This is a genomic window from Paenibacillus sp. NPDC057886, assembly GCF_042796655.1.
Taxonomy (GTDB): Bacteria; Bacillota; Bacilli; order Paenibacillales; family Paenibacillaceae; genus Paenibacillus.
The window spans coordinates 337,576-362,258 of sequence record NZ_JBHVMZ010000007.1; the positions used below are offsets into that span (position 1 = coordinate 337,576).

At 45.8% G+C, this 24,683-nt stretch carries 23 protein-coding genes, 2 pseudogenes and 1 riboswitch; of the genes and pseudogenes, 5 read left to right on the forward strand and 20 right to left on the reverse strand.

Translation table 11 applies throughout. From position 1 onward, the window contains the following. Nucleotides 1–3: 3 nt before the first annotated feature. The 18 genes and pseudogenes from ACFVQB_RS24520 to ACFVQB_RS24605 all read right to left on the reverse strand — a co-directional run bounded on the left by ACFVQB_RS24520 (nt 4) and on the right by ACFVQB_RS24605 (nt 18,407). The gene (locus ACFVQB_RS24520) at nt 4–1,869 is read right to left on the reverse strand and encodes a BglG family transcription antiterminator (protein ID WP_379445366.1); all 1,866 of its coding nucleotides are present in this window, start codon (nt 1,867–1,869) and stop codon (nt 4–6) included. Between the two features lie 200 nt (nt 1,870–2,069). Continuing rightward, nucleotides 2,070–2,183 (reverse strand): annotated as a pseudogene (locus ACFVQB_RS24525) (DMT family transporter); the annotation flags it as partial. Nucleotides 2,184–2,229: 46 nt separating this feature from the next. After that, nucleotides 2,230–3,522 (reverse strand): arsenic transporter, encoded by a 1,293-nt coding sequence (locus tag ACFVQB_RS24530; RefSeq protein ID WP_379445370.1) that lies wholly within the window; start codon nt 3,520–3,522, stop codon nt 2,230–2,232. Between the two features lie 189 nt (nt 3,523–3,711). Continuing rightward, nucleotides 3,712–5,808: a methyl-accepting chemotaxis protein gene (locus ACFVQB_RS24535; protein WP_379445374.1), complete on the reverse strand. Its 2,097-nt coding sequence runs from the start codon at nt 5,806–5,808 to the stop codon at nt 3,712–3,714. A 228-nt stretch (nt 5,809–6,036) separates the two neighbouring features. Beyond that, the gene (locus ACFVQB_RS24540) at nt 6,037–7,080 is read right to left on the reverse strand and encodes an EAL domain-containing protein (RefSeq protein ID WP_379445384.1); all 1,044 of its coding nucleotides are present in this window, start codon (nt 7,078–7,080) and stop codon (nt 6,037–6,039) included. Between the two features lie 213 nt (nt 7,081–7,293). Further along, complete coding sequence (locus ACFVQB_RS24545; RefSeq protein WP_379445389.1) at nt 7,294–9,552, reverse strand: bifunctional 2',3'-cyclic-nucleotide 2'-phosphodiesterase/3'-nucleotidase; 2,259 nt, start codon at nt 9,550–9,552, stop codon at nt 7,294–7,296. Nucleotides 9,553–10,030: 478 nt separating this feature from the next. Beyond that, nucleotides 10,031–10,446: pseudogene (locus tag ACFVQB_RS24550) on the reverse strand (pyridoxamine 5'-phosphate oxidase family protein). Between the two features lie 465 nt (nt 10,447–10,911). Further along, on the reverse strand, nt 10,912–11,370 hold the full coding sequence (locus ACFVQB_RS24555; protein ID WP_379445393.1) for an NUDIX domain-containing protein: 459 nt from the start codon (nt 11,368–11,370) through the stop codon (nt 10,912–10,914). Between the two features lie 63 nt (nt 11,371–11,433). After that, a complete protein-coding gene (locus ACFVQB_RS24560; RefSeq protein WP_379445398.1) occupies nt 11,434–12,201 on the reverse strand; it encodes a LamB/YcsF family protein in 768 nt (255 codons plus the stop codon). Beyond that, a complete protein-coding gene (locus ACFVQB_RS24565; RefSeq protein WP_379445402.1) occupies nt 12,201–13,226 on the reverse strand; it encodes a 5-oxoprolinase subunit C family protein in 1,026 nt (341 codons plus the stop codon). Before ACFVQB_RS24565 ends, ACFVQB_RS24560 begins: the two co-directional genes overlap by 1 nt. Continuing rightward, a complete protein-coding gene (gene pxpB / locus ACFVQB_RS24570; RefSeq protein WP_379445411.1) occupies nt 13,223–13,933 on the reverse strand; it encodes a 5-oxoprolinase subunit PxpB in 711 nt (236 codons plus the stop codon). The genes ACFVQB_RS24565 and pxpB overlap by 4 nt, the downstream gene beginning before the upstream one ends. Nucleotides 13,934–14,041: 108 nt before the next feature. Then, entirely contained in the window at nt 14,042–14,632 is a 591-nt protein-coding gene (locus ACFVQB_RS24575; RefSeq protein ID WP_379445413.1) for a histidine phosphatase family protein, read from the reverse strand. Further along, a complete protein-coding gene (locus tag ACFVQB_RS24580; protein WP_379445519.1) occupies nt 14,629–15,219 on the reverse strand; it encodes a DUF1572 family protein in 591 nt (196 codons plus the stop codon). The genes ACFVQB_RS24575 and ACFVQB_RS24580 overlap by 4 nt, the downstream gene beginning before the upstream one ends. A 33-nt stretch (nt 15,220–15,252) precedes the next feature. Next, nucleotides 15,253–15,582, reverse strand: a complete 330-nt coding sequence (locus ACFVQB_RS24585) for a DUF952 domain-containing protein (protein ID WP_379445415.1) — start codon at nt 15,580–15,582, stop codon at nt 15,253–15,255. 51 nt (nt 15,583–15,633) lie between these two features. Then, nucleotides 15,634–16,191, reverse strand: coding sequence for a GNAT family N-acetyltransferase (locus ACFVQB_RS24590; protein WP_379445418.1), 558 nt, complete (start codon nt 16,189–16,191; stop codon nt 15,634–15,636). Between the two features lie 18 nt (nt 16,192–16,209). After that, complete coding sequence (locus tag ACFVQB_RS24595; RefSeq protein WP_379445420.1) at nt 16,210–16,611, reverse strand: ribosomal maturation YjgA family protein; 402 nt, start codon at nt 16,609–16,611, stop codon at nt 16,210–16,212. A 3-nt stretch (nt 16,612–16,614) separates the two neighbouring features. Then, a complete protein-coding gene (locus ACFVQB_RS24600) occupies nt 16,615–17,166 on the reverse strand; it encodes a GrpB family protein (protein ID WP_379445423.1) in 552 nt (183 codons plus the stop codon). Between the two features lie 134 nt (nt 17,167–17,300). Then, nucleotides 17,301–18,407, reverse strand: a complete 1,107-nt coding sequence (locus ACFVQB_RS24605) for an Ig-like domain-containing protein (RefSeq protein ID WP_379445425.1) — start codon at nt 18,405–18,407, stop codon at nt 17,301–17,303. A gap of 408 nt (nt 18,408–18,815) precedes the next feature. On the opposite strand from ACFVQB_RS24605, the gene ACFVQB_RS24610 reads away from it, so the two are divergent. After that, nucleotides 18,816–19,040 (forward strand): hypothetical protein, encoded by a 225-nt coding sequence (locus tag ACFVQB_RS24610; RefSeq protein WP_379445427.1) that lies wholly within the window; start codon nt 18,816–18,818, stop codon nt 19,038–19,040. Beyond that, the gene (locus ACFVQB_RS24615; protein ID WP_379445429.1) at nt 18,991–19,308 is read left to right on the forward strand and encodes a hypothetical protein; all 318 of its coding nucleotides are present in this window, start codon (nt 18,991–18,993) and stop codon (nt 19,306–19,308) included. Before ACFVQB_RS24610 ends, ACFVQB_RS24615 begins: the two co-directional genes overlap by 50 nt. Before the next feature lie 54 nt (nt 19,309–19,362). On the opposite strand, the gene serS is transcribed toward ACFVQB_RS24615, so the two are convergent. Beyond that, nucleotides 19,363–20,661 carry a serine--tRNA ligase gene (gene serS, locus ACFVQB_RS24620; protein WP_379445431.1) on the reverse strand — a complete coding sequence of 433 codons (1,299 nt, stop codon included), beginning with the start codon at nt 20,659–20,661 and terminating at the stop codon, nt 19,363–19,365. Between the two features lie 382 nt (nt 20,662–21,043). Here serS and ACFVQB_RS24625 point away from each other — a divergent pair, with 382 nt between their 5' ends. Continuing rightward, complete coding sequence (locus ACFVQB_RS24625) at nt 21,044–22,279, forward strand: MFS transporter (RefSeq protein ID WP_379445433.1); 1,236 nt, start codon at nt 21,044–21,046, stop codon at nt 22,277–22,279. 183 nt (nt 22,280–22,462) lie between these two features. Here the strand turns inward: ACFVQB_RS24625 and ACFVQB_RS24630 are convergent, their stop codons facing one another. Next, entirely contained in the window at nt 22,463–22,951 is a 489-nt protein-coding gene (locus tag ACFVQB_RS24630; RefSeq protein ID WP_379445435.1) for a DUF2798 domain-containing protein, read from the reverse strand. A gap of 185 nt (nt 22,952–23,136) precedes the next feature. Between ACFVQB_RS24630 and ACFVQB_RS24635 the strand changes: the two genes are divergently transcribed. Then, complete coding sequence (locus tag ACFVQB_RS24635; RefSeq protein ID WP_379445437.1) at nt 23,137–23,523, forward strand: VOC family protein; 387 nt, start codon at nt 23,137–23,139, stop codon at nt 23,521–23,523. 16 nt (nt 23,524–23,539) lie between these two features. Then, complete coding sequence (locus ACFVQB_RS24640; protein ID WP_379445440.1) at nt 23,540–24,295, forward strand: NAD-dependent epimerase/dehydratase family protein; 756 nt, start codon at nt 23,540–23,542, stop codon at nt 24,293–24,295. 146 nt (nt 24,296–24,441) lie between these two features. Further along, nucleotides 24,442–24,554, forward strand: a riboswitch (TPP riboswitch). The last annotated feature ends 129 nt before the right edge of the window (nt 24,555–24,683 follow it).

The window sequence follows — 24,683 nt, forward strand, 5'->3', positions numbered from 1 at the left end:
ATTTTACTTGGAAGACCATACTTCCAAAAATTCATCGTAATTTGTTATATTGAGCAATTTTTCTGTCATATTGGTCTGCTTGAACACATCGTAAATTTCTTCAAAAAACTTGGTGTTATTCACTTTTTGATTTTTCGGCGGAACAAACAGGAAAATAATCTGAGCCATCTGATCGCCCCACAGCATTTTTTGCTTATTGATTGCGACCAGCACTCGTAATTTTTTGTTATCTCCACAATCAAATGGATGGGGCATAGCAACTAAATTACCGATATTTGTACTGGACATTTTTTCTCGTTCCAGAATACTGGTATATAAATGTTGAATATCGCCTAGTTCCGTAAGGGCTTTCAACAAATCGATTGGATTATCCTCGTCTAAGAAAAAAACATCATTTGGTGATAAATAATATTTGAGTAGTCCACGATTTAACTGAATCGAAATATTCTTCATATCATCGCTGGTAATCATTTCGCTTACCAGAATGATATTTTGTACATTGAACTGTTGTAGCTCCGCAATCTCGCTCGTTGCAATAATCGTTTCGATTCCTTCGGGAAGAAGATGTATTTCATGATTAGCTAGTAGACTATCGATTTTAATATTCGGAAAGTAGAGATTAATCTTACGCTCCAACAGCTTGCCGACTAATAGATTTTTGCCATAAATAATCGCAATACGTTTTCTGTTATCTTGAGAGTTCTCAATAATGCCCATAATGTGTAGCGTCAAGTAACCGATCTCATTTTCAGGTATTTTGATATTCAAGCAAAATTGCAATTCTTTTGCCAACACAACCGCGACATTATAAGCATTGGTGTATTCTGATTTTATTTGAGCAATAAAAGGATTTTCGACAGGGAAATAATACTTTAATGGGTATAATAATTTGGTAATATGCGCTAATAATCGATCAAATAACTCTTCGTTTTTGTGGCTGATAAATCCGTATTGCTCTCCAACTTTTTGGATCACTAATTTGATTTTTTGTTCAATTTCATTACCGTGTTCATGCCCAATTTCTTCATTTTTTTTAGGTAAGATCTGCAACGCGATAAGCAGGTAGCCTAAATACTGATACTCATATTCATCAAAAGGAACATCCATTTCTTGAGCCAGACGGATCAGAATAGATTGGGCTATCTTTAATTCTTCAAAACTTGTATGATCCAACCTCATATCTTGTTCAGTTATTTTTTGTGCAAGACTTACCCGTTTAAGACTGATCAAAACATTCACACAGATCGAGAATAATTCTTGAAAACTTAGCAATAAATTATACTCGGCAACCTCTTCTTCAATACAAGCGTAGATAAAATGAATAGAAGATTCGTTGAACCAATCGCCAAAATAGTATTGCAGTGCTTCGTCTATCGGCATGTGTTTGAGACAATCGGTAGTGACTAGTTTTTTGAGCAAAATCCGTTTCTCGACTTCGCTTCCTTTAAGCCGGATGCCTTGAAAAATAATAGCTTCAATCTCGATGTTCTGCTTTTCTGCTTGAATCGTTTGTAATAATTTTTGCACGTCTTTACGGATTGTTTGAGTCGAAAAATAAAGCGTTCTAGCAAGGTCTTCATACGTAATAAAATCAGTCTGCGATAACAGTGCTTTGATAATATGAAATGCTCTTTCTTCGTAATCATCTTCATTTTTATGCAGGCTGGATAAATCCCCGACTAACTTGTATCCTTTGCGAGTATTGCCAGTAATAATTGCTTTATCTAAATAATTTTCATTCATTTCTTTGATGTCATTGCGAATCGTTCTAGTCGTTACACCAAATAGATTAGCTAATTCGCTTCCACTCACAAAATCATGCTCAGATTGTTTTAAATGCTCTAATAGCTTAATGTAACGTTTTCTCATTTGGTTTTCCTCCTCGCATTTATACTAATGCAAGCGCTTTATATTCACCAAGGCTATACTCTTTCCTAATAGTTAGGAAGTGATCGTATATTCGTTTAATGCTACCCTAAAATCTAAGTTAGTATACTATTCTAGAATCGTTTGGGAAGGAAAACAGAACGCAAAAAAACCAACCTTCTGCAAAGGTTGGTTTCTGTATATAGTACCACTACGCCAATGACAATAAGCGCGATCCCTACAACACTACCTGTATTGATCTTTTCTTTCCAGATCAACACAGAAATTAATGCTGTTGCTACAGCACCTACTCCAGACCCTTAACGGTCTGTTCTACTTTTGCTAATGTAAAATACGATTTTATTAACCCAAAATCCATAACCATAACGCCAATCCGGCCAAGGTAATTAAGAGTGTGGGAATGGTTAAGATGATGCCTGCCTTGAAATAATATCCCCATGTAATCTTCACACCTTTGCGGGACAGCACATGCAGCCACAGTAATGTGGCAAGTGAGCCGATTGGTGTCATTTTGGGACCCAGATCCGAACCAATAACATTGGCATAGATCAGTGCCTCACGCACAATACCTTCGGTATGTGCACCCTGAATTGCCAGTGCGTTAATTAACACGGTGGGCAGATTGTTCATTACGGATGACAATACCGCTGCAATCATGCCCATCCCTATTGAAGCAGCCAGCAGGCCATGGTCTGCGATGGCCTCAAGCCAGCGGCTTAGGTGATCGGTTAATCCGGCATTACGCAGTCCATACACCACGATATACATGCCCACCGAGAACACAACAATGGACCATGGGGCTTCCTTGATCACGCGTTTCAGGTCCACGGCTTCGCTTTTTCTTGCCAAAATGGCGAACAAAAGAGCTACTGCACCGACGATAACCGATACTGGAATCGGCAAAAATTCACTGGAGGCATAGGCTACGAGCAGCAGCACCAGCATGAACCAGGCGATGCGGAACATCCGTGGATCACGAATGGCTTCCCGTGGATCACGTGCTGCAGAGATATCGTAGCGAAGCGGGATGCTTTTGCGATAAAACAAGAACAACATCCCCGTACTCGCCACGATGGAAAAGAGATTGGGTATGATCATCCGCACCGCATATTCTACAAATGTAATACCGAAATAATCCGCAGATACGATATTCACCAGATTGCTAACAACCAGCGGTAACGACGTTGTATCCGCGATAAATCCACTGGCCATGACAAAGGCAAGCACCATGCGCTCATCGAACTTCAATGCACGTACCATCGCGAGCACAATCGGGGTGAGAATTAGCGCTGCACCATCATTGGCGAAGAGAGCGGACACCCCCGCCCCCAGCAAAATGGAATAGATAAACAGTCTTCGCCCATTCCCTCCGGCCAACCTCGCCATATGAAGAGCTGCCCATTCGAAGAAACCTGTCTCATCGAGTATTAATGAAATCATAATAATGCCAACAAAAGCGAGCGTTGCATTCCATACAATGGATGCCACATCAGAGGCATCATTCAGACTGACGACACCACACATCAATGCTAGCAAAGCCCCGCCCATGGCGGACCAACCAATACCCAATCCGCGTGGTTGCCATATAACCAGTGTGATGGTCAGTACAAAAATCAGAATTGCTACATATGTCATAAAGCCTCCTGCGCCGCTATATATTCATCATGATTCGAGCAAGATATGAATCGCCTGCCAGATCATAATTACACCGCAATTGTTGCGGATAAACCAGACGCTATAGTTATACATGGCTGCAGGAGAAATGTCTATCTTTATTTCCTTCTAATTTCTATACAAACTGCGGTGGAGGATATCGTCTACTGGTTAGGATTTGTCCCCATCCTTCGGTGCGCCCTCTACCATTTTGAACATACCCAACAACCCTTGTAATTGCTCCGCCATACTGTTCAGATGTGCTGAAGACGAAGCGATTTCCTCCACAGATGCCAGCTGTTCCTGAGAAGATGCCGAGACAGATTCCGTATTCGCAGCAGATTCTTGGGTCACGATCGAAATATCGTTCATTGCTTTGGCAACGTGGGAAGCACCACTCTCCAGCTGCTTCGTTGTTTCAGACAAATCATCCAGCGTATGAACAGCATCCTCCACAGCCTCCCGAATCTGTGCAAAGGATTGTCCAGACGTATTTACAGCCTGAATCCCGTCTCCAACCCGAGTCTGAGCAGCATTCATAGCGTTCAGGGCCGCATCCATATCCTGACGAATATTATGAACGAGTTCACCAATCTGCGCAGCTGAGCTACCCGATTCCTCTGCAAGCTTCCGCACCTCTCCCGCTACGACGGCGAAGCCACGTCCAGCGTCACCCGCTCTTGCCGCTTCAATGGAAGCGTTCAGGGCCAGCAGATTGGTCTGTTTTGAGATCGTGGCAATCACATCTACCATGCTGCCAATCTCAACGGACCGTGCATTCAGTGACTGAACCACCGTTGCCAGCTGTTCTACCGTTTCCTGAATGCTATTCATCTGCTCTACCGCTTGACCCGCAGCTTCATTGCCTGAATAGGCTGCTCCGGATGTATGCCGCATGTTCGTTGTAATGGATTGCACACGCACAGACATCTTGCGAACATCTTCCGCCATTTGGCTCATTTGTCCCGATCCATCCGTTACACTCTTCACTTGCTGCTCGGCACCCTCGGCAAGTTCCTGGATCGCCATCGTTGAATGCTCAATGGCCTTGGTTGTTTGATCCGCACTGGCGGACAATTCCTGCGAAGAGGCAGAGACCTGCTCTGCCGTTTCCTGCACACCCAGAATCATCATGCGCAGATTGTCGACCATCCGTTCGAAGTACTTCGCCAGGTCGCCTACCTCATCTTTGCGTCTTGTTTCCATTTTAACCGTCAGGTCGCCTTTACTTACGGCTCTAGCGGATTCCTGCAGACGTTTGATCGGACGCAGCATCGAACGTGTAAACCAGATAATAAATATCAGCGTTAAGAAGGTTGCTGTCAGAATGACCAGCAGGGTTGCCATCCGAATGTCTTTACTTGCATTGGATACTTCACTTCTCAACATCGTGCCGCCAATCTTCCACCCGGTTTCCTCATTAGTAGAGAAAACCATGGTTTTTGGGTCATCATTATAGATGTAGCTGAACTCGCCTTCCTTGCTTTCATACATTTGATCCAGCGTTGTTGTTTGTTCTTGTGTACCAGCTTCCACGACTGGGGATACGACATAATTTTTGTTCGCATCCAAGATGACGACATACCCTTCCTTGCCAACCTTAATGGATGCCTGTTTTTGAAGCTCTGTTAGATCCATGGACAAACCAACGACACCCGATTGGTCATCAAGCGTTTTGGAGACAAAGACAACAGCAATGCCGTCTGTATTTTTGGATACAGGTGAAACTACTGGAATACCTGGCTTCTTCATCGCGAGCTTGTACCATTCTCGTTCCCGGGGATCATAAGCGGACCCTTGTGAACTTCCCGCAGATTCCTTACCGCGAACCATGACTCCCTCTTTGGTTCCTACAAAAATATTTAAAGCATCCGGATGCAGTCCAAGATACTGTTTTAATTTCGTCTCAAGCTCAGGGCTTTCATTTTGTCCTTTAATCATGTCAGTCACAATCAAACTGGCAAAATAATTGACATCATGGATCTTCGCATCCACATGTGTCCCAATGATTGAATTCGTTGTGTCTACACTTTGTTTGGCACTGTCCATCAACTGGTCTTCCACCGTATTATCAGCGATAAGCAGCGTAACAATCCCAATGGTTAGACTCGGCAAGAGCAGAACCGCCAGGAAGGATACCAATAATTTGTTCCTTATGCTCCAGACGAAGCCTTTTTTCTTTTTGTTTTTCTTTTTCGGTTTATTATCCTTTGGCTTAGCTTGCTTGATTGCTGCCTTTTCTTGCTCATTCCCCCGACTGTTCCCCATTTTGCTTCTCCCCCTCCAAATATAAATCTGCCCTTTTTTCTTTTTATGTAGGACCTCTCCAACCTGATTAAATAAGGTTTCACATAGACACCGATCTAATCTAAAGGCCTATCCTATATATCGGCTGAATGAGCATATTTATTTGATTGAAAAAAATTACATGGCATCTCAAACAAGCCACTCCGATTATGCGAAGTGACTTGTTGGTACATCCTTATTTTATTGCATTCATGCAGAGGTTTTTCCGTAGGGACCTTGTGGCGGATATGCGGTTGGCTTACCAAAATAATATCCTTGTGCCAAATCAATACCCACGGATCGACAGAATTCAAATTCCTCGATGCGTTCAATGCCTTCGGCAAGTACCCGCCCGCCAAATCGACGCGACATCTCAACAATATCGATAATTTGCCGCTGTTTGTTCAAATCATGATCACAATGATCAATGAGACTCCGATCTATTTTGACAAAATCCGGCTCCAGCCGATTCATTACTTCGATCGTCGAGAATCCGGCCCCCACATCATCCAAGGCAACCGACATTCCATGAGAACGATACACCTCAAAAATATGCTGCAAGATGGACATATGCTGAATCTGTTCCGTTTCCACCACTTCAAACACAAAATCCTTAGGGTCTAGCGAAAGGCGTTCAATCGTCTCAAATGTGTGCGTCAGGCAATATTCGGGGTTATAGATGGAGGAAGGCAGGAAATTCACAAAACGTTTGACACCATGCGGTAAAAGAACGGCACTCGTCTCAATGGCAGCAATACGTGCTGTCCGATCCAGAAAAGAATGCAATCCGGTATCCCGTGCAACTTCAAATAATTCATATACACTGAAGGGTCTGCCCTGTTCAGCAGGACGAAGTAAAAATTCAAATCCGATAATCTGTTCCGAAGCATCTACGATCGGCTGCATATGACTGCTAAATTGATGCTCCAGGATAATGGAAACCAGATCAGCATGTTTGAGGCGAGCTTCCTGCATGGAGAGACTAATCCAGCTATCAGCATCTGCCTGGCTATACAGTGGAGTAACCTGGACCGTTAACGGATCTGGGAGAGCCGCCTCAATTTTCCGAATATCCTCCATACAGCACTGTAACGATTCAAGATTCAAAAAATGCATCCAGATGAGTTCATCCGAATGTTCGACATGTCTTCCCTGCGTTTGCAGTGCTTCCAGCAAAGCGGGGGAGATGGGACGCATATACAGGGTACCTTGATCCTCTATAGGATGAATTGGACTGCAGCCACTGCAATTCATGTAGAACCCCCTTGCCAGTTTGTGATTCTATCTCATTAATGTTTACTGGTATATACCCAAAGTTTGTAAATATTATAGCATGGGTCTTCAAATTTATCTCTACTGTTTTGATGACTTCAACGATGATGGTTACTGATGCATGAACGTATCAGCATAGCATGAAAAAGACCGACAGTCTGATGACTGTCGGTCTTCATTTACCGCTAATTAATCTTAAGAAGCGGGAATTACGATTTTCTGTCCAACTTTAAGATTGTGCACATTTGTAATTTTGTTTGCGGAAACCAGCTTGCGCCAGTCCACACCGTATTTCAAGCCGATACGGTAGAGGTTATCTCCTTTTTTCACTACATATACCACTTTGCCGCCTGCTGGTTTCTCAGGTTGTGGCTTGGTTGTAGGTTTAGTTGGAGTTGGGTCTGGCTTCGTAGGCGTTGGAGCAGGCTCCGTACCTGTTTCTGGAGTCGTTGCTGCTTCTCCTGTCAATTTCAAGCCATACTCAGCAAAACCATCTTTGTTAGTCCCAATGAAGGACATCGCCGGGTTCGCTTCAACCAATGCTTTGGCATCTGGGGAAGACGCGAACACCACTTCAAGATCGTTAAGTGCTGCTGCCGTCACCCCTGCAGAAGGCTTAATTGGCGCAAACGACCAGTTGCCGTCTGCTGTCGGATTAATCGTTTTGTTCTCACGGATGTAATCAATGATCACTTGACGGTTCTCATCCGGTGCAGCCAAGACGATACGTTTACCATCCGGGTTAGCCAATTTGGACGAAGAAGCACGATAGTTATTCGTTGCCACGATGAATTTTTGTGCTGGATCAACCGGTTTACCATTGAAGCTCAGGTCTTTAATCCGGTTAGCTGATGCATTTACAATCGTTGCTTTGCCATCGTATTTCGCTGGTTGAGTTACATCAATTTGGTACGTAACACCATCGATAACGTCAAAGTTATACGTTGGGAAGTCCATATTGACCAACTGTTGTTGCCCGCCTTTTGCCGGGTCAATCTGGTTAAATTGGCCAGCAGACCATTCCAACCATTCTTTCAGCTCAGCGCCATTAACCAACACGGCATGTACCGTATTTGGATACACGTACAAGTCAGCTACGTTTTTAATCGCAATGGTGCCTTTAGGGATATTCGTATAATACGAAGCACCTGAACGTCCGCCTGCTTTGAACGGAGCTCCCGCAGACAATACTGGAATATCTTCATATTCTGTTCCTTGCATATGTTTTTCAACATACCATTTCTGTGCATTCGTTACGATCTGAATGGATGGATCATCCTGAACCAGTGCAAAGAAACTGTTGATTGGAGCTGTCGTTTCGCCAACTGGGCCACGTACATATTCAAGCGTACCTTCATGCTCGTCATGAACAGCATCAACGATCTCTTGATCAGCATCTACCAGAGCTTTTTTGTTAGCTGTGTCATAGATAGGGCGTGCCTCCACTTTGGAGTCTGCCACTTTCCATTTGCCGTCTACCAGTTCAAGGTCCAGATCGATAATACCGAGGTGGTCACCCCAGAAGCCTGGTTCAACGGAAGGAACACCATTGATTGTACCTTTTTCAAGGTCTACACCTTTTTTACCGGCAAAATCAGCGCTCGGGAATACTTTGTGGGCATGTCCGAACAGAATGGCATTAATGCCTTCAACCTGGCTCAGATACAATACCGAGTTTTCCATCAGATCCGTTTGTGGAATATCTTCAAAACCGGAGTGAGGAATAGCTACAATAATGTCGGCACCTTCAGCCTTCATTTTAGGAATGAATTTTTTCGCAGTAGCGATAATGTCTTTGGCAATAACTTTGCCTTCCAGATTAGCGCTGTCCCACTGCATTACTTGTGGAGGTACAAATCCGATGACACCCACCTTGATGGTGTGCTCTTTGCCACTCTCGTCGGTCACTTTTTTGTCTAGAATTTTATATGGGGTAAAATAGTTCTTGTCATTCGTCTCATCGTCGTCACCGTCATCTACATATACGTTGGCATTGATGTAAGGGAAGTTCGCACCTTCCAGCGTCATGTCAAGGAAATCCAAACCATAGTTAAACTCATGGTTACCGATGTTTCCTGCATCATAATCCAGCAGGTTCATCGCTTTATATACAGGGTGAGTCTCACCCTTTTTGAGTGGATCAATCTTCGCTACATAATCCCCAAGCGGGTTACCCTGGATCAGGTCACCGTTGTCGAACAGCAGGCTGTTCTTTGCTTCATCACGGGCTTTTTTGATCAGCGTAGCCGTCTTCGCCAGACCATACTGGTCTGTCTCTTTGTCGGAATAGTAATCATAGTTAATCAGGTTGTCGTGAATGTCCGTTGTTTCCATGATCCGCAATTTAACCTTGGTAGCGTCCGCAGCCGATACAGGTACCGGAAATACCGCAAGCACGTTTAATGCAACCAAAGCGGCAGTCAGGCTTGATAATACTTTTTTACTCTTTCTCAAAATAACCCCTCCCGGTTATGTACATTGAATCATGCATTAGTGAGCAAACGAATAAGCGCAGAAATGCGAAAGATCTCATGGGTTGTGCGTACTGATTTTCTGATCATATATATCAGAATTTCAGGTTAGTTTATCTCACATGAACATCTATTCATATCTGTGCGTATCGTTTACATTCCAAATCATAACGCAATGTTCAGCCATTGAAAAGCATTATTTTTTACGTTATCCGCACATACCTGCTCCAGTTTACAATATTATGCGTGATTTCGACATCTTTTGCATGTTTTTGGATGAAAATAGTTTACTCGCGCTGTTAAAAACGTATATTACATGTGGCTTACATCTATATCCATATTAGCTGAATCGGTTCATATCAAAAAACCGTGAAGCCTTCTGGCGTTCACGGTTGGCTATGTCTTTTCCGAATAGTTGGCACGGCCGTCCATTCAGGAAAGGTGATTTTCAATCTCTGAAATTACTGCTCCCACACCTGATGCTCATGATCTTTGCCGGTGTATTCAATCGAGTTGGGGTGATGTCCAGAATGACATAATTGGGATCGTTCAGACCGTCAAACCAAGCTTTTAGTTCATCATTCCATACCTGTTCGCGCAAACCTTCATTTTTCGTAACTTCGCACGTTCCTTCAATCTCGACCACTTCCTTGGAGCCACCCGCTTCATAACCTAGCAAAAGGCTGACGTTCGGATTATTCTCCAGCTCCTCTACCTTGTGCGTACGACGGTTTGTCGCCAGATGAATGTTCATTCCATCGTTGAAAAGCGCCATATAGCGGGATTTTGGTTTACCATTCTCCACCGTGGAGAAACTACAAAAGGGGTTGTTTTCCAATGCTTTTACAATGTTTTGTTCCAATTCAGTCTGGTTCATGGGAAATGCTCCTTTCGATTTGGGAGATATGTTTAACGAGCAGCATGGCAGCCGTTACGGGTGCGGATCGTTCTTTCGATCGCTGTTATCCCCGGATTTTTTTGAAATCCTATTTCATAGGATAAAATCCGGGGATAAAGGCGAACGCTTCGCTTCTACAGAATCGATTCCGTCCCCTTCACTACGTCTACTGTTCTTTCAAATTGAGGAGTGGGTAAGCTAAAGTTCAAACCAAAACCTGTCGTCGCCTCAACTTTGCAGGTTTTGCTTCTTTAGGTTTTATCCGCTCCGCTGCCGTGTATAAGTACAGTCAGCTTACGTTAGGTGTAATAAGCCTGTACTTATAGTGTACCCACCTCATCTATGGTGAATCCATGAACCCATTCGTAAACGTGACAGTTTTGGAAAAGTTGTTTATAAAAATGTTTACATAAAGGATAAGCCTTATTCTGATTTTGGCTGATTTTAATTTAAATCCCCAAGGTAAATGCGTGATGAATTCTTGTTCTGCAACAACTCACCAATTGTTTTCGGATATAAACGAACCTTGGACAGCTCTTCAAGAGAAATCCATTCGACGGCTACCTGATGGTCGTCTGGACTGGAGCCTTCAAAGATTGTAGCTTTCGGATCAATCAATCTGCATTCAAAATAAAATTCAACCTGGTGCACATCGGCATCCCACTCGGCAAATTCGTGGTTTTTTCCAATATACTCCCGGATATGGAGCAGTTCTCCCACGTCCACCGCCTGTCCAATCTCCTCCAGACATTCACGGGCAACGGAATCCTTGAGTTCTTCGCCTTTCTCCTGTCCTCCACCAGGAAAAACATAAGCTGCACCATATTGATCCTCCAACCGGATCACCAGCAAACGTTCGTCCTGTACAATGACGGCCTTTGCCGAATTACGTATCGGTTTCATGCTCTACTTTCACTCCTTACAAATTCGTATAGTTCGACCTCTGGCCCTCTGTTACTGTAGCAATCATCTAGCAATTCCAGGCGCAGACAGAGTAACTCCCTCAGATTCAAGCAACGTGTGTATCTCTTGAGCAAATGCAAGGGCATGCGCACCGTCGCCGTGGATGCAGATCGTCTCTGCCTTTATGGATACAGGTGTACCTTCCGTCGACACAACAATGCCCTCTTTCACCATACGCAGCACTCGAGCAAGAGCTTGTTCCGTCTTCTGAATGACAGCCCCGGCCTGACTGCGCGGTGTTAGTGTCCCATCCGGTCCATAAGTTCGATCCGCAAAAACTTCACTCACACTGCGCAGTCCAATACGATCCGCTGCCTGTATCAGCGCACTTCCGGCCAGGCCGTAGAGATACAGATCCGGTTGTACTTTATAAATGGCCTCCGCGATTCCCTCAGCGAGTCGATCATCTTCAGCAGCCATATTATACAAGGCTCCATGAGGCTTCACATGATGCATACATCCCCCGCATGAACGAACAAACGCATCCAGTGCACCCATTTGATACACAACCATGTCATAGGCTTCCCGTGGTGAAATGTCCATACGTCTTCTGCCAAAACCCTGCAAATCCGGCAGACCGGGATGGGCGCCTATTGCGACTTGATGCTCCAATGCTTGCTGCACCGTATGACGCATGGTTGCCGGGTCACCCGCATGAAATCCACATGCGATGTTGGCTGAAGTGATCAGCGGCAGAATCGCCTCATCCGACGCCATCCGGTACACCCCGTAACTTTCGCCCAGGTCACAATTGATATCCACCGTGTTCATTAATGGTCCCCCATTTCTGCCAATCTCCTGCGAATCAACTGATCGGTTAGCCGCCACTCCAACTCCTGCTCCAGGAATAGTTGCTGTGCTTCTTCATATGTAATCCGTTCAAAAGCAACCCGTGCCCCCGGCCTAGCCTGTGCCAGTATCGGCAAATCTACTCGGGCCACCTGTGCGATCACAGGATAGCCCCCAATGGTCTGATGATCAGCCATCAATATGATGGGCTGACCATCTGCTGGCACCTGAACTGTGCCATAGGTGACGGCTTCGGACAGCCGATCCATCCGTTGACCGAGTTCCAGCTTTGCACCCTCCAATCGATAACCCATCCGATCCGATTGGGGAGAGATCACATATCGTTCTTTGTGGAATCGTTCCAGACTATCTTCATTAAACTCCGCACTGTCTTTGCCCGGCATGACACGAATAACAGGTTCAGCATGGTAGGCGGGCCATTCCTTACTGGACAAATACCAGGCAGGTGCATGCATCCGCCGGTTGTTTTTTTCAGCTTCTACACTCCATCCATGCAACGCCGCTTGCGCTTCACAAGAAGCTTCCCCCGCAGACAATCTGTCGCCCACCTTCAAGGCACGCCCTTCAAACCCACCAAAACCAGTCTTAAGTTCCGTGCTGCGACTGCCCATGATCTCAGGTACTGCGATTCCACCAGCAATCGCCATATAAGACCGCACGCCGGAACGGCATCGCCCAAATCTCAGCACACTTCCAGCAATCAACACGACTGGACGCCATAGCAGAACAGGCAGACCATCCACAGTTGCTGTCAGATCGGCACCACATAAAGAGATCAGCCGAGTCTCATGGAAACGAAGCTCCGGTCCCGTCATCGTCATCTCCAGCACAGCCGTATCACGGGAATTCCCAACCAGTGCATTGGCTGCTCTGGCTGCATAGGTATCCATAACTCCGCCCGGATGAATCCCATATCGGCGAAATCCCGTTCTCCCCTCGTCCTGGACGGTGGATAACAAACCTGGGCGAATGACTTCAATACTCATCGTTCGCCCTCCTTCTGTTCCAGATACTCCTGGATTGATATCGACACAAAACGAACACGATCACCCGCTGCAAGCAGGCTTGGCGGATTTTCCATCGGACGAAATAGCGCCAGCGGCGTGCGGCCGATACATTGCCATCCGCCGGGAGTAGCCACCGGGTAAACTCCCGTTTGTTTGCCACCAATGCCCACCGTTCCCGCTTCAACCCGAAGCCGAGGTGTAGAGCGTCTGGGCGTAGCGATCTTCTCCGATAATCCGCCCAGATAAGGAAAACCCGGTGCAAATCCGATCATGTGTACCAGGTAATCCCTTGATGTGTGAATAGCTATGACCTCATCTGGCGTAAGTCCATGTTCAGTAGCGACATATTCCAGATCGGGACCCAGTTCACCACCATAACATACGGGAATAATGATCGTTCTGGGTTGATTCAGCGTCGCCTCTTCCATCTTGTTCAACTCATGAAGCAGCATCCCGCATACCTCGTGGTACGGAGAAATCAACGGATCATAGAACAGTGTGACCGATGAAAATGAAGGTAACCATTCCAGGATGCCCGGCAGTTGGCTCTTTTCCAGCAAAGCACATACCGACATCACCCTCCGGTGCACCGCTTCAGATATTGTATCCCCACAACGGATCATAACCCCTGTTTCGCCCAGAGGAGACAGCACATCCTCAGTCCATAAATACGGCAGTTCAGTCATGCTATCACCCTCCTTGTCCACAAGTTTATAATCCCTTTATCATTTTTTCTCCAAAGCCTGCAAAATAAGTGAACGAACAGTGGGAAAGGGCTCTGCTTCTTTTGTCTATCACAACTCCTTGGAGGAATCCAGATGTACGCTACAATTGTATAGCTCACATTGCCAGGATTCCGTTTTCCAAGAAATCCGGGTGATTGACGTGTTGGACAGCTTCGCGCTCACATCAAGTTCAGGCACCAGACCTCGCAGTGTATTACGAAGAATGGCGCCATGGCTGACAACGATCACTCTTCCATTGGGATGCTGCCGTACAATATCTTCTAGCGCGGCACTGCCCCGAATTGTACCTGCATCCGCAAGCTCCCGACCCAAATCGAGATCACTCCAATCCGCTCCCCATTGGGCTACACGTTCAGCTTCGGTCGTACCCTCCACCTGCCCACCGCCCATTTCACGCAACCTCGGGTCCAAATGAATCTCCTGTATTCCCAAACGATCTCCAATGATGCGAGCCGTCTCACTTGCACGCTCCAGATCACTTGCATAGATGGCATCCCACGTTTCCTCACTCAGTCTTGCAGCAAGCAATAGTGCCTGTTCTCTTCCTTCCTGATCCAGCGGATTATCCGTCTGTCCCTGCGAACGTTTTTCCTTATTCCACGCCGTGCTTCCATGGCGAATCAATGCGATCTGTGTCATTGCTGTTCCTCACCTTTACCTTTTTCTATGCGTAATTCATCATCTGTAAAATGTTTTCGTGCCTTCATCTTGGCAAATTTGCCACCATTATATTGATCCGAACCGTTTCTCGGAATGGAAAGACTGTTCCACGAGGTTTCTTTGAGCATTTTGGCTGCATAGATAATCTGCCCCACATGATAGGGGTAATGCGCCAATTGCCGGATAATTGCTTCCATGACGGTATGTCCTTCATTGCGAATATATATAATATGAGACAGTTGCTCCGGTGTAAAAGAACGAATGGCTCCAAGCAGACAGTTCCAGCCTTCCTCCCATTTGGCGAGCAGCTCTTCCCGGGTCGAGGTATCATTCACAAATTCCGCATCACGTTCACGCCATGGCTTTTCTCCATCGGTTGTCAGCACATCCGTCCAACGGGACAGCATATTGCCCCATAAATGCTTCACAATAACCGCAATGCTGTTGGCATCTTCATTCCAGGATTGAAATAGCTGCTCGGACTCCAGTTGCGCCATGGCCTTTTCCCCAAGCTGCTTGTAATACAGAAATTGCTTCTCGGCTGTATCCAGAAATACCTGATTCATCTCCACGCGTTCACAACCCTTCGCAAAATGTCTTTATTCAGGAAAAGAAAACGTCCCGTCCTCATTCGGTTCAAAGGAAATGACTTTCCGTACAGCATCCAGATTAAGTTCACCATAGATATGTGGAAATAGTTCATTCAATTCGTATAGGTCCTCATACACCAGTTCCGGCTTCAAGGCCCTCTCATCAATGCCAAGCAATAACAAATCCGTACGCCCTTGATAATATTGAGCCGCTACCCATGGAATCTGTTCTTCAGTGGAACAATGAATGAAACCGTCCGTCTCCAGGCTATCCGGTGCATACACGCTCTGCTTGGATACCTGCTCCCATACCGCTTGGGAAATAATACTGTAGATCATCGTTCCGCCTCCTTCAATTTCTTCTATGTATCCTGCATGTCATTGGAAGTATTATAGATCATCCCGGATACGGGAGTACAATTTTTGATCTGTAAACACACCTTTGATCTTCAATTGTTTACGCAGCAAACCCTCAACCGACATGCCCAGCTTCTCCATCACTCGTGCAGAGCCGATGTTGCCTGCATTGCATTTCCCCTCCAGCCGATTGCAGTCCAAGTCCTGAAAACAATATTCAACAATCGGCTGCATCGCTTCTGCTGCGAGGCCTTTGCCCCAACAACTGCTGGCAATCGCGTACCCCAGTTCAGCACTTTGCATGGATTCATTCAGATGAAAAATGCCACCTCGCCCGATCAGCTTCCCCGTTTCCTTTAGAATAAAGGCCCATAGATAAACCGTTTGCTTCTCATAATTGTCCAACACTCTTTGAATATATTGAACGGAGTCGTCCAACGTCTCATGGCAGTTCCACAAACTTTGCTGACTCACTTTCGGATCGGAGGCAAACATAAAATAATCATCGAGGTCGTTGAGCGTAAGTCGTCTCAGTCTCAACCGCTCTGTCTCAAACTCGGGTGATTCCGCAAAAAGCTTCTCTATATTCATCTAAGTCACTCCCCTTCATCAAGCCTTCTTATTTCTCAGGAAATAACGATCAATCCCATACACACACAGAATGCCGACAACATACCTCAGCAGATCCATCACCAGAAATCCACGTCCCAAAATAAGCGCACCCAGCACCGTTGAACGCACTTCGTTCAGCCAAGGAGTCTGAATCATTTGTGAACACTCGACGACCCAGCTAAAAAGCAGGCTCACCATCAGCGCCAACTCTCTGCTGCGATTAATCCAAACCAAGCGTACCCCAAAATAGATCATCCCTGCCCACAAGGCATCACCGAAATGCTCATGTACAAAATCCGGTAAAAGTTCACCAAAGCGTCTGGACGCTAGTCCTACCGCCATGGTTAAGATAACTGCGATGAAATAAATCAGCCTTCCTTTGAAAAATGCCGTTATCATGAATCAAATGCCCTCATCAAGAACTTGTAAAATAAATTCCGTTTTGGCAGCGGTATAAGCTTCCCTGTCGTCCTTATTCTCATCAGCAAGCTTAACTTTCAAGGCCGAGTAAGCCTCTACCAGATCCGGGCGCTGTCTCAGCACATCCCGAAACTGGATTTGGCGATCCCAACGGTCCTCTCCTTGGCGCATCAGATGAAGATGTACAGCCCTCTTGCCATCTTTTACTCTGACCCAGAAACGTCTATATTCCCGACCATCCAGTTCAGGCGGAACGTAGTTCCAGCCTACCGGATTCAGCTGATCAGCAATCAATTCCATGTCCTCCCATGACTGCACCTCTCCCATCAAGTCAATAATGGGCTTGGCTGGCAATCCCGGAATGGACGTGCTTCCGATATGTTCAAATTTATGAATATTGAGCTGCTGTAATAGATCTCTGAGCTGGCGAATCTCTTCCTGAGCCTGTGAGCCCCACATAGGATTGGCCTCTACAATCTCTACCGATTCTGTCGCCCACGCAGGCCAATTTTCCGGTTGCAGGTGGTCTGTCATTCGGATGCTCACTCCTTTACGTGATTACTTTTTAGAATTTTTTATACCTAAAAGGGGCGTATGTCTACGCCCCATCTGTTTCTGTTCACGATGATGAAATAACCTCAATTGGATATGCTTCATTCGTTGAAAATTTATTTTACCGTCACCGGTATGGTAACTTTTTTATTGCCCCATTTAGCTGTGATCGAAGTTTTTCCTTTACCCACGGCCACAATCTTGCCGTCCGTTACTGTGGCTACACTTGGTTTGGTGCTGCTCCACACGGCACTGCTCGTTACAATCGTGGTTTTGCCTGTATCATACTGCGCCATCACACTCAGAGTTGTACTTGCCTGCGGCGATAACACGAGTGTTTTCTGGCCTGTAATGAGCTTTTTGAGCAAAGGAACAACGGTAACCTCTGCCTTTATTGTCTGATTTTGATAAGTTCCTGTCAAGGTGGCTTGTCCTTCCGTCAGTGTTTTTACTGTGCCATTTTTCACGGTTGCTACATTATTGTTGGAAGAGGTCCACGTCACCTGTTTTGAAAGATTAATCGTTTTCCCATTGGCATATGTACCGATTACCTTCAACGCTTTCGATTTTTTAATATTCAGCTGCATGACAGCAGGTGTTACTTCGACTTTGGTAATCTCGTCCGTGATGGCTACGGGAACTTTAACCGTCTCTGAGCCATATTTGCCTTGTAACAGCACTCTGCCAGGCGTAATTCCTTTAATTTTACCACTCTCCAGCACCGCGGAAGCACTCGATACCGTCCATACAATCTCGGATGTAACATCTTCTTCCTTGCCATTAGCGCGTACAATGCTTACTTTGGGCAGCGTACTTTCACTACCTTTGACAAAATTATAGGAACTTGGCGAAGCTTTGATGCTTTTAATTTTATCCTGAACCTTAACAAGCAATTGCGCTTTGGCTCCATCTACCTGTGCGTATATCGTCGCTTCTCCCGCTGCCACAGCCTTCACTTTGCCTTTAACAATGGTGGCGACTGCTTCGTTACTCGTGGACCATGTGACGCCTCCCGTAACATCCTGCTTGTTATCAAATCCTTCAATAACCGCCATCACTTGAAGCGTAGTTGTCTGGGATACACTCATCTGTTGCGGACTGCTGTTGGTAATCTCGATGGATGTCACGTCACCCGTGGCTGCTAGGGCAAGCGAAGGAGCCAGTACTGCCAATACTAAAATAAAGGCCAAGGTGCCTCGTATTGCTAATTTCATTCCATTCATTGCAATTTTCATCTCCTGTAATCCAATATTTTACTTCTATTATATTATATCGGAAACTCATTACATAAAAGTGAATCATGTTGGAGCAGAATCTCGGATAAGAGGAAAATTCGACATCTTCCTAGATGGTGGTGGGAAATATTGTTAGTAGATGAACTCGCAACCCATGATTGAGGAACAATTTTAAAATTATCAGTGTATAATGAATACAGGTGGAGTAATACTATTTTAGTATAAACCTCAAATGATTGGAGGGGATGTACATGATTGAAGTGAATTTACTTGATATGATGGCCCATTCTACTGATGAAAACAGCTCGCAATCGTTTCAAAAAAAGCCTTGAATCCGAACGAATCGAAATCATTAACGAGCGAGAATGGAAGCTGCGTTAAGAATATGGGTGAACTATGGACCGAATAGAAACGCCTGAAATGCAGGAAAGAATCAAGTGGGCTAAACAAAAGCTAGCGGAACTTGCAGGGGATATGGCAAGAAGTGATTTAAAAGAATTCTATGTAATGGGCATTATTACTCCAATCCTTGATGATTTAGATGCAGATCCTGCTATTATTGTAGGAGGACATGCTGTGGAACTTTATACTTCTGGAAGTTACAAAACAGACAGTCTCTGAACTGGACATCCCAATTGAAATTCCTTCTGATACACTAGAGGGTTATTGCTATGTAATTGGGATAGATGACCTTATTTGGGATCGTTTAAGAGCATCCGAATATTGGAGTGATGCTCGAAGTTTAGAGTGGGCACGTTACCTGATTTATAGCCAATTTGAGTCTATAGACTTAACATACATGAGAGAAGTTGCAGCCAAGGAAGATCCCAAGCTTGCAGCGCGATTTGAACAAGAATACCAATGGGTCACACTCCATATGTTTAAATAACAGGAACCCCAATGAAGGGGTTCCTGTTTGCTTTCTATTTTAGCTGACAACCTTTTAATTCTCTTCATCCTGCTGCGGCAAAAACAAATATTCGGCACCGCTCATATAGGGCTGAAGTGCGGCTGGAATGCGAATGCTTCCATCCGCCTGCTGATGATTCTCCAGCAATGGAATCAGAATGCGTGGCGAAGCCACAGCCGTATTGTTCAACGTATGGCAGTATGCAAGCTTGCCTTGGGCATCACGACAACGAATATTCGAACGCCGAGCCTGGAAATCATGCAGATTCGACGACGAATGTGTCTCTCCGTACGCATTGCGACTTGGCATCCAGGTCTCAATATCGTACTGTTTGTACGTTTTCTGCGACATATCCCCTGTACACACAGCCACCACACGATAAGGCAATTCCAGCAATTGCAGCAATTCCTCGGCGTGTCCCGTAATTTCCTGCAGCATTCGCTCCGATTCTTCCGCATCCGGTGCACAGAGAATGACCTGCTCCACTTTGGCAAACTGATGCACCCGGTACAATCCGCGTACATCCCGCCCGCCTGAGCCAACCTCACTGCGGAAACACGTCGAAACGGCAGCCAGCTTGATTGGCTCTTGCACATCCACAATCTCATCTGCATAATACGAAACCAGCGGCACTTCCGATGTCCCCACCAGCCACTTGTTCTCGCCTTGCAATTCATAGACCTGATCCCGTCCTGTTGGGAAGAACCCCGTGTTCAAGAGAGTATTCTCCCTCACCATCAAAGGAACCTCCATTGGCGTAAATCCATGCTTCAACAGCAGATCAAGCGCAAGCTGCTGTACAGCCCGGTGCAGGAGCAATCCTGCTCCTTTGAGCACATAGCTTCGTGTTCCGCCGATTTTCACCCCACGCGGGATATCGATTAGATCATGCCGTTCACCAAGTTCCACGTGATCCTTGGCCTCATAATCGAATACCGGAAGCTCACCCACACGTCTCAGCTCCACATTATCCTCATCCGATGCGCCCATTGGCGTATCCGGCGATACGACATTGGGTACCAACCATTGCAGCCGTGTCACTTCCTCTTGCACAACGGCAAGCTTGGCTTCAACATGCTCCAACTGGTCATTCAGCTGTTTCACCTGAGCCCTTAAAACCTCGGCCTGTTCACGCTCGCCAGCTTGCATCAGCTTACCGATATCCGCAGATAACGAATTACGTACTCTACGCCCTTCTTCCGTTTCCAGTAAAAGTGCTCTGCGCTCTTCGTTCCGTTCCAACAATTCACGAATACTGATATCCATTCTCTTGCCGACTGCCGCAGCCTGCACCTCTTCTGCATGCTCCCGAATCCACTTCATTTCCAACATGGTCACCGTCTCCTTTGGCTGTAAAAATACAAAGAGCGCCCTCATCCCTTGGGACGAGGAGCGCTCTGCTCGCGGTGCCACCCAACTTGCCGAACCAGAATATTCTGGTTCAGCCTCTTGGTCCGCGATAACGGGCGGTTCCGGTTAACTTGGGGAATGGTTCGCTCCCCTGGCGAAAACGCCTCCGAGTTGGATGCTCTTCAACGGCATGGTCCGATCTGTAATTGTTGTTTTTCAGTATATACGAACTTTCGGTTCCATTGCAAGTTATCCGTGCAGACCCATACATGTCCTGTTATGATAGAGATTGTTTGTTTTTAGGAAATGCTCCTGAATGGCAGACTTACTACATATACATCATATTTAGAAGGAGTTTTTCTTCATGAAAAAATTACTTTGGATTGGATGTTTGTCCTATTTCCTCATCGGACTTGCCCACGTGGTTCTCGGCTCCATCCTACCCGTTGCCCTTGAACATTATGGCAAGGATTATAGTCAGGGAGGCACACTGATATTTGCCCAATTTGCCGGGTTCCTGGGTGGTGTACTGTTATCTCCGTGGTTGAATAATCGCTTTGGCAAACGAGGCGGCCTATTAATTGCCGCTGCTCTGCTCTGCATTGCAGAGTTATCCTATATGCTGCTGCCTCCTTGGGGCTGGATGTTCGTCATTGCACCCGCAGCCGGATTCGGATTCGGAATGATCGAGGCTGTCATCGGTACAATCATCATTGCTGCAATTAAAGATAATACAGCGGTTGCCATGAGCCGACTTGAGGTGTTATTTGGTATTGGGGCCATGGTCATGCCGCTCATTGCCAGCGGTCTGATTTCTGCCGGGTACTGGCGTATGTCGTTTCTCGTGGTTGCCGTCTGTGCAGCGATGACTTTTATCTTCTGGGCCAAAAGTTCATTCGGTGAGCTGGACAGCGAGCTGAGTCGACGCAGCTCAGACCAGACTCCTGGACGCGCTCACGCTGTTGAATCGCCAAATGGAACGAATCCTGGAGATATTAAGTCAACTCGTTCAACCTATCATGGCCGCAATTTGGCTCTTCTGTCTTTATTTGTTCTATTTTTCTTTCTCTATGTCGGCACCGAAATGAGCCTTGCCAACTTCATGCCAGCCATTCTGATTGAGAAAATGAACATGAAGGAAGCAGGTGCCGCGCTTAGTGTTACCTGCTTCTGGATCGCCATGTCTGTTGGACGACTGTTTGCCGGATATATTGCGGAGAAATTCCAATATCGCGTCTACGTTCTGTACAGTTGCCTTGCAGCAGTTGTACTGTTGATGATTTTTCCTTTTACCAACCAGATCTGGTCGGCATTTCTAATCATTCTGTTACTCGGGCTTGCACTATCGGGCGTTTTCTCCATTGCCCTCGTCTTCGCCAGCAAAATGCTGCCTGGTACAGAGGAATCGACACCCAGCATCCTGATTGCATCAGGTGGTGTTGGCGGTGCCATTCTGCCTTTGGTTACAGGCTGGAGTCTGGATCATCTGGAAGTGAACCAGTCCGCATGGATGCTTGCCATTTTTGCAGTCGGTCTGCTCATTATCAGCGTGATCGCGTATCAATGGCAGCGCAGGCATACTGTAAGCTCAGCATCGTAACATCTACGGAACAGATGATAAATTAGATCCAATGAATCTTAGCTGTAAAAAGATAGGCTTCGTAGCGATGAATGCTATGAGGCCTTTATTAATTTAAAAATGAACAATTCCTTTTTTATCTTAGAGCAGTTGACGATTGCCCAGGAAATACTTTCAGGTGATTTAAATCGGAACTAACGTTATTTACGTTGAAGGAACTACACGCCCTTTATCCTTAATGAATTTACTGAATACATATCGAACGAGCGGTCCCAGAATAATAATTTGGTAAGGAAGCGCCAGGCTGAAATTACGAGCAATCGTATGAAGATACGTACTTAGTACGGATGCTCCACTTAACTGATTCGCAAGATAAGCGGAAATCATTCCGTACAAGGACATGATCAGGACCATCCCAATAACCATGAAAAATGACATAGCGAGCACACCCAAGATTTTGCTGGACTTGTCAAAAGGTAAGGAAAATGCAATTTTTCTCGCTACAGGTCCGACAATGAAGGACTCCACCAGGAACGCAATGATAAAGCACAATATGAACTGAAGCAGTATTTCAAGCGCGGACATCTTGCTCAATAACCCATTGTGCCATAAATTGAAGGTCATCATGACGACGACCATCCCTGTGCACATCATCATTCCAAAAACAATCTGTTCTTTCTTCGTTGTTGGCAATTCTCTCATCCTCTCTGTTTACCTTCGTAATTATAGAGATGACGAACCCCTCCACATAAGTGAACATTCTGTGAACAAATATAATTTTTCCAAATTAAAATCGGATTTGACAACCTCGTATTAGAGCCCTATCATATCCCTTAAAATGGTAGAATTATTCTCTACATATAAGGAGGATTTGGATAATGAGTTTTCAAAAGCGCATTGACCACGTCGGCATTGCCGTTCGTGATCTGGAGACCACGCTGCGTTTCTATACGGAGATTGTTGGTCTTGAATTGAAAGACCGGGTAACCCATACCAACGGTGTCATTCAGCTCGCCTTTCTCGGCTTCAACGGAAGCCATGAGACCGAGATTGAGTTGATTCAGGGATACAGCGACAAGCTGCCTTCCGAAGGTACGGTGCACCATTTTGCCATCCATGTCGATGACCTTGAGTCTGAGTACAACCGCATTAAGGAAACCGAGGCCGAGTTTATTGATGGAGAGATTATTACACTGCCTAACGGTTACCGTTATTTCTTCATCTATGGACCTGAAAAGGAATGGATTGAGTTCTTCCAGCGTTAAGAATTGGAGCTGATTTATGAACATTTTAATTACCGGCGCAGCCGGAAAAATTGGACGTGACTTGTCCCAACACTTGTCAGAAGCATTTCACCTGCGACTAACGGATTTGAATATCGATAGACTGCATACGTATCAAGGGACAAGCCATGAGATTATGACACTGGATGTGACAGATCCCGAAGCCTGTCAGCACGCTTGCGAAGGCATGGATGTGGTTGTACATCTGGCAGGCGATCCTTCCCCGCATGCCGGGTTCTATGAATCGTTGTTGGATATCAATATCAAGGGTACATTTAATGTATTCCGTGCAGCTCAAGACCAAGGTGTGCGGAGAATCATTCTGGCAAGCAGTGCACAGACGATCGAGGGGTATCCCATTGATGCTCAAGTCTATCCGGACATGCCGACACGCCCACGAAATTTATACGGGGTTAGCAAATGTTTTGGAGAATCGCTCGCTTCCTATTTTGCGTATACCGAAGGTTTACAAAGTGTAGCAATACGTATAGGTGCATATGATGATTTTCAACCGGATGGACCAGCGCTGGAGGCAAGGGATATGAGCGCGTATATTAGTCCGGCTGACTTGTGTGATTTGATGTTCAAAGCAATTACAGCTCCAGATCTGGAGCCCTTCACCATACTGCATGGGATCTCGAATAATCGGTTTAAACGATTGAATCTGGAAACCACTCAGAAACAGGTAGGCTATGACCCGAAATCCGATGCTTTTGCACTCAGTCAGATTTCCTTATATGATTCGCCACGATAATTATTGAAAATAACACATCTTAACAGGCTGTTATACACATGTATGATGGCCTGTTTGATTATCGCATCCATCTCCTCTATCCAGTTCCTGACTGGACATGCATGGGCCTCTGGCCTATAATTACACCTAGTAATGCCCGTAACTTCATAGTTTCCCAGGGGAGTCGGAATAGGCCGGCTGAGAGTGTATCCCACCAAGATACTGACCCTTAGACCTGATCTGGATCATGCCAGCGTAGGAATCGGAGTATATCGAATTGGCCCAGCCTCTTTGCTGAGTGCCACATCTCTAACGCCTGCACGCGTCCCGGATTACCGGGGCGCTTTTTTAATGTTCTTTTCTATAGTCAGAGAGCTAAAAAAAAGTGACGTCATCCGGATCATAGCTG